The following is a 12,635-nucleotide window of genomic DNA, read 5'->3' as shown; positions in this document are numbered from 1 at the left end:
CCCGTCGATCCCGATTCGGGCCCGGCCAAATGGGCAGACTTGCTTGCTACATTCCGGGCACTCGAGCCCGGCGCCGAACCAGGACCCCTGGTTGAACGTACTCTTGGCGCACTTGCTAATTCCACGAGCGGATTTCCCCCCGAGTCTACCGACGTCCTTCTGCTGGCGCTCGCGGCGGCACAGGAGAGTTCGGCTCAATGGCGACTCGTGCACGCACTCGGGCGCACAGCTCCCGCCAACCGCACGGATGTGGTGGACGAACTCGCGGCGAAGTTTCGTGAGTGGCGGAATGATGCCTTTCTCGCGCCCGAGGCGCTGGACGCCCTCGCCACACTCGCGGTACGCAACCCCCTCGCGCGGGCAGAGACGCGCAGCCAACTGCTAAGGCTCACCGATGCCGACTCGCGTTACCTCTTGGTCCGGGCGGCCAAGGTAATCGCTCGGCTTGAGTGCCTCGGCTTCAACACGGACGTACGAACGCTTCTAGACCGCTGGGCGGACCACGAGGATGACGCAGTGCGCGCGGAAGCGCGCCAGCAGGCGGCGGTGCTTCGGCTATACGACACGCTGCAGCGCGAGGATCTCGCGGGCGTCAGGCACGGGCTCAAGGAAGCCCGAGTGGCCTTCGCACGCGCGGAACTGAGCGAAGAAGATCGCCTGGACGCCCGACTGTTTCTTGCCGTGATTGATTTGCTGCTCGCATACCTCGCAGCCATGAGTTCTGAGAGTTCGGATGCATCCGCGCTCCGGACGCAGGCCCAGGACTTGGCGGCGCTCATCGCCAACCCGATGGGCCGAACTTGGTACGGCTACGCATCCGGCTCCGAGGCGCTGCTGGAGTACCGGATGTACCGAATTGCGGACGGGTTTGCCCGCCTCACAGACGCGATACAGGGGGCAGAGGAGTGGACCAATTTCGACGAGGCGTTGGTCGAGCTGGCTGCGGTATTGCGCCTGATGTGGGACTCGGGCACAACCGAAGGACCAAGTGGACTCATGGGCTCGCTGGGCGCACTCGAATCCAGAGTGGTCGTGCCACAGCTCGGTCCATTTCTCGAGCGCGTCGTCGGTCGCGTCCGGCTCCGACGCGTCATCGCCAATCACGAGAGCCGCCACGGGTCAGACGCGCAAGGGGCTGTCCTCCACCGTCTGTACGAGGCAACGCTCGCGGGCGAGTACGCGGGCGGCACGCCAAAGGGAGCGGAGGTACAGTCACAACTCGACCGCGAAGTCGCGGCTGGCCCTTCGCCAGAGAGTCTGCTCCTACCGATCGACCATCCGAGTTGCTACGGCAATGACCCTGACGTGGACGAAGCCGTTCGCCCGCTCCTTGAGGCCGCCCGTGCGAGGCTAGGGAGCGACTACTCTCGCCCAAAGTGGCTGCGATTCGTGGACGTGGTGGTTTTCGTCATTCAGATCGTCCGGGACATCCGGGACATTCTCCCTGACTTCGCCCTCTGCGAAGAGGGCGGCGGCAAGGGCCAGAGGGCTGGGGAGAGCGACCTGCAGGAACACGTCTTCCAGCGGCTGCGCGAACACTACGGACGCAATGTGCTGTACGAGCCCTCGCGGATTGGAGGAGGACGCGGCGACATTGGCGTCCGCTTCCGGGAGTGCGAAATCCCCATTGAGATCAAGGCCGAATACCGCGACGTGAGCCGCAGTCACGTGCAGGCGAACTATGTTGGCCAGACAGACGACTATGCAACCGCTCGGGACCGGTTGGCTCTCCTGCTCGTACTAGATGTGCGAGCCGAGAACGCGGCCCGCCATGTGGTACGCCGCCGCGCTGTACGTAAGGCAGGTCAACCCGACACGCCGGGCTTCAAGCTGTACAGCTTGCACGAGGCCTTCTGGGTGACAGGCCTCCCTGTCGACCCTCAGATCGCCAATGCGAAAGAGAATGCCGTGGTGGTCGGCTTGGTGCAGGGAAACCGAGTGAAACCCTCTTCCACCACCACGTACAGCAGCCGACCTGCGCGCACGTGACGTCCCTGGTGTGAGGCATCACAGTCAGCACCGGCAGCGCGGGACTACTGGGGGCAGGAGCGCGCCCCAAGAGATTTCACAGCCTCATGCAGTGAAATAGCCAGCCACCACGAGCAAACACGCCCGCTCGTCTGCCTCAAAGACAGCCAGACAACCCCCTGCTCGTCCTTTGAGCGGAGACGCGGAACAGAATAAAGCGCTGGGCATGCAGTGGCCTACATGCACGCAAATCCAGCCCCTGGACGGGCGCGCCCAGGATCCATCCACACGATGCTTCCCCTTCCGCAAGGGGCCTGTGGACGCGTGTCACAACATGCGTCGGAGAGCATGTTACAACATGCTCTCCGGTGCAAGACCCGGGCGACATGCGAGGTATCGCCTGTGGCTGCTTGCCTGCTTCTCCATCCCTCTTGCTCTTGCCGCGCCAAAGGTGAAGTCGGCAGTTCCCCGGCTCTCTGCTGCGCCTTTGGGTGTCGCCGCCACGATTGTCCCTCTGACAGGGTCCAGAGCAATCATCCCCAAATGGGGACCCCAGAGCAGGTCTCGCCGCTTGGCCAGCTCTGGAACCGAGAAGCCGATTGGCGGGAGAGTAGGCGCTTGGGACGCACTGCGTCCGAGGCTGGCTTGTCCTCGGCTTGCTTCAAGAACCGCCCTCATTCACGGCTCGTGTGAATCAGTCGGAGACCAGGAAGAGCCAAGGAGTTGAAGCACGGCCTGGGGGCGAGAGCGGAAGTAACCCAGGCCCGAGCGCAGTGCCTGCTGAAGCCGCGCCAACTCCGGGAAGAGCTGGTTGTGCGTGGCACGTCGGCGCAGCGAGCGCCACAGCCGCTCAATGGGCTGGAGTTGAGGGCTGTAGGGAGGCAGTCGGTAGAGCTTCAGCTGGGAACAGCGATTCAAGGCCCAGTCCACGGGCCGCCCGCGGTGCCAGGGCGCGTTGTCGATGACGAGAAGGACTTCGGGGTACGTCTCGGCGGGGTAGGCCCGTGAGACATCCAGCAGGTGGTGGCAGAACGCCACCTGCAGCCGCTTCATCTTGGACAGCCCATCGCGGCGGCGAGTTCGGGTGAGGCTCCCGTACAGACGACTCGTCACCTGCCCCGTGAGCACGTTGGCCGAGGCGAACGTGTGCACGACGTCCTTACAATCCCGGGTCCCAATGACGGGGCGTTCGCCCTTGAGGCCCAGGGTCGCCGTGAGCGTGGGCACCATGGGAAAGCGCGCCTCGTCCTGGCTCAATAGGACAAGCTCGCCTCGCTCGGCCTGCTGTTTTTTTCACCCAGCTCCCGCCGCGCCTGACGCTGGCGCTCGGGGTCCGCGCGCAAGAAGCGGTAGGTGGGTCGATACAGGCGCACACCGTGGCGGCGGCAGAAGTCGCCCATGGCCGTCTCCTGGACGCGGATGCCGCTCTGGCGATGGAGGAAGTCGGCCAGCGCCACGTGGGTCCAACTGGCGCGTGCAACGCCACACGCCTCGGGGCCTTGGCGTATCCAGGAGAGAATCGTCTCGGTCAGTTCCTCTGGAATGAGCGGCGTTCTGCCAGGGGCCCAGCGAATCCGCAGTCCCTCCAGACCTCCCGCCCGGTAACGAGCCAAGAAGCGCTGGACGTTGCGAGTCGTGGTCCCCAGGTCCTCGGCGATTTGCGGCTGGGGTCGGCCTCTCGCGGTCATCAGCACCGCCTGGCACCGCTCGCGCAGGCGTCGGTCCTCCGTGTCGCGGAAGCACGTCTCCAACTCGCTCGTCTGCTCCGGACTCAGTTCCAGCAGGCTCATGCTCTTTCAACCCATGAGCCCCGACGGTTTCTTCCGAGCCGTGAATCAGGAGTCGGCAGTCCTGGACGTGGAGAAATCACAAGGCCCGATTGAGGCGATCGTGGCAGACGCTGCCGCGGAACCAACTCGTTAACGCGGGACCCGATTGAAATGACTTCTTAAGTCACATTGTTCCAAGGGCATGAGCACCGGAAAAGTCACGCCCACGGAACTGCGACAGGCCATCGTTCGGGCCCATGAACAGCAGCACCTCGGCTACGAGCAGACGGCTCGCTTGCTCGGCGTCTCCGAGGCCACGGTCAGCCGCGTCTTGCGTCTCTACCGCGAGACGGGTGACGTCACACCCCGTCCGCGTGGTGGCGGCCGTTTCTCGCCCCTCCGAGGAGAAGTGGCCGACACGCTCGAGCGCTTGGTGCTGCGCGACCCCGGAGCCACCGTGACGGAATTGAAGGAGCAACTGGCGGCGCTCACGGGCGTTGTCACCAGCCGTTCCGCGCTCCAGCGCGCTCTGCATCGCCTGGGCTTCTCGTATAAAAAAAGTCCTTTGTCGCCACCGAGCGGGACGCTCCTCCCAACCTCTGGCGCCGCCACCTTCTTGCTGCTCTTCTGAACGAGGTGGATGCCGGACGGCTCGTCTTCCTCGACGAGTCCTTCTGCTCCACTCACATGGTGCGGGAGTATGGCTGGGCCCCCGTGGGTCAGCGGGCCGTAGGCTCTCGCCCTGGGGGCCGATGGCGCACCTTGACCTTGATAGGCGCCATCCGTTTGGGTTGTCGGCCCAAATTGATGACCCACCCTGGGGCTGAGCCATCCCCTCATTTCAGATGAGTCCAAAGGCCTCCCGGAACACAGACTGTGCGCACACCAACTGCGCGAAGCGCTCCAGGAGAGGCCGCAGCAGGGCCTCGGGCATCATGGGTAAGGCCTGATAGTAGATACAGCCCTGGCGCCACAGCGAGTAGGCCCGCGCCTTGACGGTGTTCACCTTCCAGTAGCGCTCCATGCCCAGGCTCTCGCCCGCTGCCCCCAGCAACGTCAACAAGGCGCAGGCCAGGGCGCTGACCAGCAACAGCCTGTCGCGCCTGTCTGGCTCGGCGATCCGTACACTCGACAAGCCCATGCCGAAGCGCAGGTCCTTCACATCCCTGAATCCCTCCTCGATGGTGAACCGCCTCCGGTACAAGTCCACCACTTGCGCGCTCGGAGCCTCCACCAGATTCGTCGCCAGACACCACGCTTCTTTCATCCCTTTCTTCCGCAGACACACTACGACTCCCACGGGATAGAGGTCCGCGGTGACACGCGCTCCCTCCATGCGTTGCAGCCGGCCGGAGACCGGCAACCACTCCTTCGCGCTTCGCCGCTCTCCCTCCTGACTCGTGACAACGATGCTGTCACGAAAACGCACGACATAGGAGAAACCCAGATTCTCCAGCAAGGCATACATTTTCTGGTCCGCGAAGCCTCGGTCCGCCAGAATCGTCACCCGCACGTCCACGGGGATGACTTCGCGCAGACGCAGCAAGACGCTGTCCTCCGCATCGTTGCGCGACCCCTTGAGCGTGGACTTGCACACGCTCAGCCAGACGAGGGGCGTTGGTCGGCCATGGCTCGTGAGCAAGGAGGCCACCAGCGTCGTCTGATCATCGTCATCGAAATCCGTCCAATCCAAGGCGACGACGGCTTCGGTCCGCTGGCCCAGCACAAAAGGCACCCAGGAAGCGAAGAGCGCCCAGACGTCCAGCTTCGGGTTGGACAACAGCCGGTCCACCTGCTTCACCCCGTGTCGGCCTGTCGTGCCGCGGGCCATTCCCAGGGCATGACCGATGGCATACACGGAGAGACTCGCGGCGTGGATGACGCCCAAGGTGGCCAGGGAAAGTGACAGGACTCGCTTGGAATGGACTTCGTCGCCGAAGAGGCTGTCGAGAAAGGCAAGGACCTGTTGGTGGGTGAGAGCGCGTGGGTTCACCTCTCCAGTAGTACTCGCGGCCCTACTTCTCGCACCAAGCAGGCAGGCGAGTTGCTTCTCCTCTGCTTGGTAAAAATGAGGGGATGGCTCAGACCCTGGGGCCATCAACGGCGCGGTGTTCCTGCGTTTCGTGCGCCAGCGCCTCTGCCCCTGGCTCCAGTCCAATGACATCGTGTTGATGGACAACCTGAGCGCCCACAAGGTGCGGGGCGTGCGCCAGGCGATTGAAGCGGTGGGCGCCCGCGTCGTGTCCCTGCCCACCTACAGCCCGGACTTCAACCCCATCGAGCTGTGGTGGGCGGACCTCAAGCGACACCTGCGTGGACTCGGACCTCGTGCGCTGACCGAGCTGGCGCGGGCCGTGCGGCGGCTGCGCGCCGCGACGCCCCTGAGCAAGCTGAGCGCTTGGTTTCGCCGCTGCCTTTCCTTCCCTCAGCTCAACCGGGTTTCGCGTTAGCTCACGTCGAGAGGTTAGAGTCCGCCGCCTCCAGCAGCTTGCGTAAGAGCGCCAACCTCTCCGGCGGCCACCCCTGCAAGATGTGGATGATGCGGCTCAGCTCCGGGTGCTCACCGGCCCCGGGAGAGGGCACCTCGGCCGGTGCTGTCACTGCGTGGGCCTGAGCCCCCAGAGACAGGAGCACATCCGAGGAGATGCCCAGGGTCTCGCACATGCGCCGCAGCGTGGGCACGCTGGGCATCATCATCCCGCGCTCGACCCGGCCGTAGACGCCGGACTTCAGGCGGACCTTCTTGGCCACTTCCGCCTGCGTGAGTCCCAGCCGCAGGCGGGCGGCCCGGGCTGCCTCCCCCAGGAGGCGTTGCAGGTTCTCGTCCATGAACTGCGTCTACCGCGTTCTCACGCCAGCGCCTACCACCGGGCCTTGTCGAAGAACTGGTTGATGATCCGGGTCACGCAGAGCAGGACTAATTTCTTGATCTGCTGCTGCGTGTGGTCCTCCTGCACGGGCTGCCCAAGTGCCCCCAACAGCTCCTGAGCCGTCAAACCGCCCCGTCCGCCTGGCCCCTTCTGCTTCAGGGTGTTCCACGCTCCGTCCGGTTCCCGTCTCCGCACATCAGGGAGCCCATCCGCATCAGGGCCTACGAGATATTCCGCACCTTCATGCTCGATGATGATGCCCAGGATCGATGCCACCTAACACCTCCGGTTGGCCCTCCACACGACACCGCAGGTGAACATGACCCGATGGTTCCGCGTCAGCAAGTTTCGATCATCTACGCTCCGTCTGCCTGCATGGCTCACAGCGCGGCGAGGAACACCAGCCCCAGGCGCAATAGGAGCCGGAGTGTCGCTGCCAATGCGCCGGAATGACCCGTCAGACCACATGCCCCAAGTCCACGATCGAGACTCAGTGGTACTCGGCACTCGAATCATGGAAGCTCACGAACATGGGCCAGAAGAAGCTCTCGCGAAACGCAAAGTGTCCTTGTGGGTCAGGCAGCAAGTACAAGGCGTGCTGTTACAACAAGGGGTTCCATTACCTCGTCGATGATGACGGGACGGTCGTGCGCTCCACCCCGCTGCATCCGGAAGCAGCGTCAGCGCTCAAAGACCTGGAGGCACGCTTCACTGCGAAGCACGGGCGCCCACCTGGTCCGAACGACCTCGTATTTGATCCGGAAGACATGCCAGATGAGGCAACGCTGTCCGCACAGATCTCGGGGGCGATGGAGAGGACGGGCATCCCACCAGCATTGATCTACGCCTTCAAGAAAACTGGTCTGCTACTCACCGACGACAACAGGCACCTCATGCCAACAAGCCACGTCGAGGAGTTCGAGGCCGCAGTGGACGAGTATTACGCCCTACACCCCGAGGAAGACGAAGGGCTCGACTCTTGAGCGTGTAGGTGGGACGTTTCATGGCCGACCAGTAGAGGACCGAACGCAGGTGGATCTCCACGGACACGCCGCCGACTCCGCCCCAGAGGGAAGCACTAGGGACCCCTGCCGATCTGGGCGGCCGGGCCTCCTAATCAACCACATGCTATGTAGTTAGGCACAGAAACAGAAACTGACGGCGGCAGGCAGGCGCATATATGGCGAAGCGCTCTCAATCCCAAAAAATTGGCGCACGTGGGCATAAGTGGCTCATTTCTGTTATCGAAGAACATCCGGACTGGCTCTCGCGAGAACTAGGGGAGGATTATGGTGTAGATATAGAAGCTGAACTCACCGAAAACGGCGTACGCGGAGAAATCTTAAAAATTCAAATCAAATCCGCAGAAACCGTAGAACAAAAGGACGGGTTCGTCCGAGCGATGATTGAGCGGAAGTATGTCGAATATGCACAAGCTTGCCGCTATCCGGTGATCCTCGTCCTTGTCGACCTTGCCTTGAAGGAGGCGTGGTATCTTTGGATCCAAGATTGGATACTCAAGAGGCGGGCAACAGACGGAGAACTGAGCCGTAACCAGGATTCCTGGATCCACTGGATCCCAACCGCCGACACCATAAAATCAGGATTAGACTTTGGGCTAAAGTCGATTGCTCGTTGGCAAGGGGAGACACAGCTTGTCCTCAGCCTGAACGATGCTCTTCGCTCTGCGGCTGGAACTCATAACAGAGTGGCGATGTCTTCCATCATCGAGCTAATAACCTCGATCGCCCCGGCTATTGCCGACATATCCGTCGACGCGATCGCCGATGAGGCCATTCAGCTAGGTGACCGCCTAAAAGGAACCATCGAAGGGAATGCGATCGCGGAGCAGCTATTCGCACTAGCTCGAAAGTTTGGCGCTCGCCTGTCGCTGGCAACTGTTTCATCAATCGTATTGCGAGGCGAATCTTACTCCCGTGCTGGATTGATCGCGCTCGGCATCTTGTACGATGATTACTTCGAGCACATGAAGTCGCTCAACTTACCAAACCATTTCATCGAACTCGAACCACGCGTCGCCTATTATTGTGCATTCCGCGAGGCGCATCCCGAGGAGAAGTCTGCAAATTTTTTTGCAGACCCAAAGGACTTCAAATTTGCTGGGCTGCGGTATGTTCAACCAGATCGCCCATGGGACAAATACGCGAATCGCGGCCCATCAGCCCTTCTTGATTATCTCACGTCACAGCGGGAATCGAATGAGCTGAGGCGCCCAGGGGTTGATCGGGAGCGATGGGAACGACAGCACTCTCGATGGACTTGAGGCAACGGGTGGTTGAGGCCTTCCAGCAAGGAGAGGGGACGTCCAAGCAATTGGCACGTCGCTTCGGAGTGGGTAGGGCCACGGTCCAACGCTGGATGCGTCTCACTCGTGAGACGGGAAGCCCTGCTCCGCGGCCGCACGGGGGTGGGCAAACCCACCGAATAGGCGATGGGGAGGTGAGCGCTTTTAGTCGCCTGGTCGATGAACAACCCGACCGGACCCGCGCCGAGATGGCGCGAGCGTGGACGGAGCGCACAGGCGTGCGAGTGAGCGTGGCAACCATCGGCCGGACGCTGACGCGATTGGGCTACACGCTCAAAAAAAGTCCGCTACCCGACCGAACGCGAACGACCCGACGTCCAAGCCCAACGAGAGGCCTTTCACCAACGACAACCCGAGCTTCCGACTCCCAAGGTGTTGAGCATCGACGAGGCGGGCTGCACCATCGACATGACGCGCGAACGAGCCTGGGCCCCGACGGGACAACGCGTGGCGCAAGCTGTCCCTCGCAATCGAGGCACCGTGCTGAGCATGATTGGCGCGCTCAGTCTCGATGGGCTGGAAACCGTCATGATGAATGAGGGAGCCACGACTGGGGATGTCTTCCTCCATTTCGTCAGCCATTATCTCCTGACGATGCTGCGGCCTGGAGACATCGTCTTGTTGGACAGAGCGGGGGCGCACTTTCGAAAGGAAGCCATCGCCCTCATTGAGCAGCATGGAGGCCAGGTGCTCTACCTGCCTCCGTATTCACCCGACCTCAACCCCATTGAATTCGCATGGTCCAAGCTCAAGGGATTGCTCCGGACGGCAGAAGCGCGCACCGTCACAGCACTTCGTCAGGCGGTCGAGGACGCCATGCTGCTCATTTCTGCCTCGGATGCGGCCCAATGGTTCAAAGCCTGTGGCTTTCAGCCTCAAGCCACGTGATCTCCGCTGTCAGAGGATGAAGCATAAGTAAAGATTGAACAGCCACCTCCTTCTGGGTGAGTCCCAGCCGCAGCCCGGGCCGCATCCCCAGGAGGGATTGCAGGTTCCCATCCATGAACTGCGTCTACTCCAGAAGGAAGTAGGCTGCGATAGCATCCCGTGCTGGACTTCGATCCTGCCGGCATCTACGACCGGGGGAAGTCATGAAGAAGCTGTACGAGTACGCTGAGACTTGGGATGGACTGCTTGCCCTGGTGACCGACGGCGTTCCCGAGGGCCCGCATCTCGACTTCAAGCGGGACGCCTACTCGGATTCGCGTAAGCCCCTGGAAAAGAGAGAGGCGGACAAGGAGGAGCTTCGACGTGATGCCACCGCCTTTGCGAACGGCGGTGGTGGCCTGCTGCTTATAGGTATTGCTGAGGACGGGCAGGGCCGGGCGTGCAGCGTTCCAGGTATCGAGAACGCGGCGGCGCACGAGAACAACATGAGGGATGTCCTCAGCCGCTCTATCGATCCGCCCTTCACGAAATCAGCGCTCCGGGTACGCACCGTCTTCGATCCACAGAACGCAACCAAGGGCGTCGTCGTAGTTGAAATCGGGGAGTCGAAAGTGGGCTTTCCGCATGCCGTTCAGGGCAAGAGCGATGCACCTCTGGACTTCTGGATTCGCACCGACAAGTCCAAGAGGAGGATGACGTACCTCCAAGTACGCGCGAGTTTTCAAGCTGATGAAGTGCAGGCGGCGCAGCAGCGGCTGGACTCCATGGCCCTGGTGGAGATCAGGAAGCTCAAGTACGCCATCAGGTCGGCCTCGTGGGACTTTGGAAAGATGGTTCCCTTGCTGGAGCCACTTCGCATCTACGTCGCGGATTTGAACTTCGGACCGCCCGTTCATAGCGAGGTGATCTCCGCCGCCGGAGAGGTGATCTCCGCACCCAGGGCAGGGCTCACTCCGGAAGCGGCGCGAGCGGCCGTAGACATCATCGACGAAGCACTCCCCGTGTACAGCCTCGTCGGTCGGGCTCCTGAGCCACCAAGCGACGATGATGTAGCTCTCTTCCGGCAGGCGTCCGATTACGGTTGGGGCCTCGTTTACGATGGCGTGAAGTACCTCAACAGCCTTCCTGTGATCAGCACGGGCGCACGGTTGCTTGGACGGCTACTTCGCTACTGCTATCTGAACGAGGTGAAGGAGGTACAGGATGAGGTGCTGGAGCACTTCGAGCGCGCTCGGCAGGTAGCGAAGGAGAGGCGACGGGAACACGCAATCAAGGTTCTCGACTTCTTCCAACACGACGCCCTTGATGACCGCGAGGGGCCACCGGTTCCGATGCCCGACGGGCTGGAGTGGGTCATCCTCGGGAGGGATGTCCCGAACAAGAAGAAACGCCCCCAAAAACGCCGGCCGCGCCAACGGTGAGGCACCTCGATGCGAAGCAGGGACGACGCCCTCCTCTCCGTACCCAAGTCGTACCCAAGAAGGCCGGACGCGGGTGGACCTCCACGGACGCTCCACCGGCCCCGCTCCAGAGGGAAGCCGACCCCCACGAGCAGCCCGCCGATCCGGGCGGCGGGGCTTCAAAACCGGTGGGGGGCGTGGAAGCACGTCCCCGGGAGGTTCGATTCCTCTGTCCTACCGACCCTTCTCTCCATAGAGCTGCCACCAGCGGCTGCGCAGCAGATCCACGCGGCCGATCTGCTGTTCAAGAACGGCTGGGTTGCATTCCGAGTGGAACTCAGCCGTCCTTCTTCCGAAGTTCGGAAAGGAGGTCCCGCTTGATGTGCGGGAATTCTTTTTCGCCCAGGAAAATCTCAGCGAACACGCGGCGCTCAAGCGCCGTGTTCCCGGAGGAAGCGACCCGGTCTCATCCCCAAAGAGCGACAAGCTCCTGGAGCCGCGCGATCTCATGAATGGCCCGAGTGCTTACGGCTGTATTCCTCAACGCGAACTGGCCGGAGGAGTGGATGCCCACGACGAGTCCCGTGCTCGGGTCGATGAGTGGAGAGCCCGAGCTTCCAGACAGTGTCGTGCAGTCATGGAACAGGCGGCTGCCCTCCACGCCCAACAACTCGCCGGGCGAGAGCCGCTTCACGCCGTAGACATTCTCGAAGAGCGCATTCACCCAAGGCGGATTGCCGTGACTGTAGAGAGGATACCCCACTCCGAGCACCTTCCCACCGCGGGGGAGCCAGGGTTGCCGTGCCAGTCGCAGTCCCCGCGCCAGCGGACCATCGGATGCGAGTTCGAGGAACGCCACGTCCTCTTCCGGGTGGTGTGCGAGGACGCTTGTAATCGAAAGGGTGCTCTCTCCCCGGTGGGCATCCGCGTCGAAGCGGGCAACGAAGTGTCCTTGAGCGAGATCCTCGGTGTCCTCCAACAGCCGCTCCGCCACGTGCACACAGGTCACCAGGACACGCGGGGCCACCTGGAAGGCTGTCGCCAGGGGGATGTCCCATCTCCAGCCCACCCTCGCGACTCCAGGCAACAGGGTTTCCAGCATGGCGCGCGCCTCTCCGTCCAGACCCAGCGATGAATTCGAGGGAAGCTGTCCGCGCTCAATCCATAGGGCCGGACGCGCCAGCCGGATCCCCACCTCCAGGGCCTCGAGTTCGGAGGCAAGAAGCCTGCCTCCTGCCCGGAGCTTCTCGACCGCGCTCCTGGCGAGCACCCCGTCCACGCTCGACGCGATCGCGGCTTCGAACCCCACTAGCGCCCGAGGACCAGGATAGAGCGCATGGAGGGCTCTTCCACCGAGGGCACGCTCCAACCGTTCCAGGAGCCCGTTCATCTCGTCCATGTGTGGGTGCATCGA

Annotated in this window: 13 protein-coding genes and 2 pseudogenes; 9 read left to right on the top strand and 6 right to left on the bottom strand. The window is 62.6% G+C overall.

The window, feature by feature from the left end:
- Positions 1-252 precede the first annotated feature (252 nt).
- Positions 253-1,989, top strand: coding sequence for a hypothetical protein (locus tag I3V78_RS19360; RefSeq protein WP_204489945.1), 1,737 nt, complete (start codon positions 253-255; stop codon positions 1,987-1,989).
- Positions 1,990-2,646: 657 nt separating this feature from the next.
- Here I3V78_RS19360 and I3V78_RS19355 read toward each other — a convergent pair.
- Positions 2,647-3,225: a transposase gene (locus I3V78_RS19355; RefSeq protein WP_239576492.1), complete on the bottom strand. Its 579-nt coding sequence runs from the start codon at positions 3,223-3,225 to the stop codon at positions 2,647-2,649.
- Positions 3,222-3,758 carry a helix-turn-helix domain-containing protein gene (locus tag I3V78_RS19350; protein ID WP_204489944.1) on the bottom strand — a complete coding sequence of 179 codons (537 nt, stop codon included), beginning with the start codon at positions 3,756-3,758 and terminating at the stop codon, positions 3,222-3,224. The genes I3V78_RS19355 and I3V78_RS19350 overlap by 4 nt, the downstream gene beginning before the upstream one ends.
- A 181-nt stretch (positions 3,759-3,939) precedes the next feature.
- Between I3V78_RS19350 and I3V78_RS19345 the strand changes: the two genes are divergently transcribed.
- The gene (locus I3V78_RS19345; protein WP_204489943.1) at positions 3,940-4,368 is read left to right on the top strand and encodes a helix-turn-helix domain-containing protein; all 429 of its coding nucleotides are present in this window, start codon (positions 3,940-3,942) and stop codon (positions 4,366-4,368) included.
- A gap of 5 nt (positions 4,369-4,373) precedes the next feature.
- The gene (locus I3V78_RS40355; protein ID WP_204489942.1) at positions 4,374-4,586 is read left to right on the top strand and encodes a transposase; all 213 of its coding nucleotides are present in this window, start codon (positions 4,374-4,376) and stop codon (positions 4,584-4,586) included.
- Here I3V78_RS40355 and I3V78_RS19335 read toward each other — a convergent pair.
- Positions 4,579-5,730, bottom strand: a complete 1,152-nt coding sequence (locus I3V78_RS19335; RefSeq protein WP_204489941.1) for an IS4 family transposase — start codon at positions 5,728-5,730, stop codon at positions 4,579-4,581. The genes I3V78_RS40355 and I3V78_RS19335 overlap by 8 nt on opposite strands.
- A 103-nt stretch (positions 5,731-5,833) precedes the next feature.
- Here I3V78_RS19335 and I3V78_RS40350 point away from each other — a divergent pair, with 103 nt between their 5' ends.
- Positions 5,834-6,187, top strand: a complete 354-nt coding sequence (locus tag I3V78_RS40350) for a transposase (RefSeq protein ID WP_420840454.1) — start codon at positions 5,834-5,836, stop codon at positions 6,185-6,187.
- Position 6,188: 1 nt separating this feature from the next.
- Here I3V78_RS40350 and I3V78_RS19325 read toward each other — a convergent pair whose 3' ends face one another.
- The gene (locus tag I3V78_RS19325) at positions 6,189-6,566 is read right to left on the bottom strand and encodes a helix-turn-helix domain-containing protein (RefSeq protein WP_204489939.1); all 378 of its coding nucleotides are present in this window, start codon (positions 6,564-6,566) and stop codon (positions 6,189-6,191) included.
- Between the two features lie 32 nt (positions 6,567-6,598).
- Complete coding sequence (locus I3V78_RS19320; RefSeq protein ID WP_204489938.1) at positions 6,599-6,883, bottom strand: hypothetical protein; 285 nt, start codon at positions 6,881-6,883, stop codon at positions 6,599-6,601.
- Positions 6,884-7,137: 254 nt separating this feature from the next.
- Here I3V78_RS19320 and I3V78_RS19315 point away from each other — a divergent pair, with 254 nt between their 5' ends.
- The 5 genes and pseudogenes from I3V78_RS19315 to I3V78_RS19295 all read left to right on the top strand — a co-directional run bounded on the left by I3V78_RS19315 (position 7,138) and on the right by I3V78_RS19295 (position 11,242).
- Positions 7,138-7,590: an SEC-C metal-binding domain-containing protein gene (locus tag I3V78_RS19315; protein ID WP_204489937.1), complete on the top strand. Its 453-nt coding sequence runs from the start codon at positions 7,138-7,140 to the stop codon at positions 7,588-7,590.
- Positions 7,591-7,787: 197 nt separating this feature from the next.
- Positions 7,788-8,891: a DUF4365 domain-containing protein gene (locus tag I3V78_RS19310; protein WP_204489936.1), complete on the top strand. Its 1,104-nt coding sequence runs from the start codon at positions 7,788-7,790 to the stop codon at positions 8,889-8,891.
- Positions 8,861-8,998, top strand: a pseudogene (locus tag I3V78_RS40345) (helix-turn-helix domain-containing protein); the annotation flags it as partial. The gene I3V78_RS19310 and the pseudogene I3V78_RS40345, both read left to right, overlap by 31 nt.
- A gap of 226 nt (positions 8,999-9,224) precedes the next feature.
- Positions 9,225-9,821, top strand: a pseudogene (locus I3V78_RS19300) (IS630 family transposase); the annotation flags it as partial.
- Between the two features lie 203 nt (positions 9,822-10,024).
- A complete protein-coding gene (locus tag I3V78_RS19295; protein ID WP_204489935.1) occupies positions 10,025-11,242 on the top strand; it encodes an AlbA family DNA-binding domain-containing protein in 1,218 nt (405 codons plus the stop codon).
- Positions 11,243-11,687: 445 nt separating this feature from the next.
- Here I3V78_RS19295 and I3V78_RS19290 read toward each other — a convergent pair whose 3' ends face one another.
- Positions 11,688-12,620 (bottom strand): trypsin-like peptidase domain-containing protein, encoded by a 933-nt coding sequence (locus tag I3V78_RS19290; RefSeq protein WP_204489934.1) that lies wholly within the window; start codon positions 12,618-12,620, stop codon positions 11,688-11,690.
- Between the last annotated feature and the right edge of the window lie 15 nt (positions 12,621-12,635).

Origin of the sequence: Archangium primigenium, assembly GCF_016904885.1 — a bacterium.
Lineage (GTDB): Bacteria > Myxococcota > Myxococcia > Myxococcales > Myxococcaceae > Cystobacter > Cystobacter primigenius.
The sequence above is the reverse complement of the archived record's forward strand: the minus strand, read 5'-3'. Positions and strand labels throughout refer to the sequence as shown.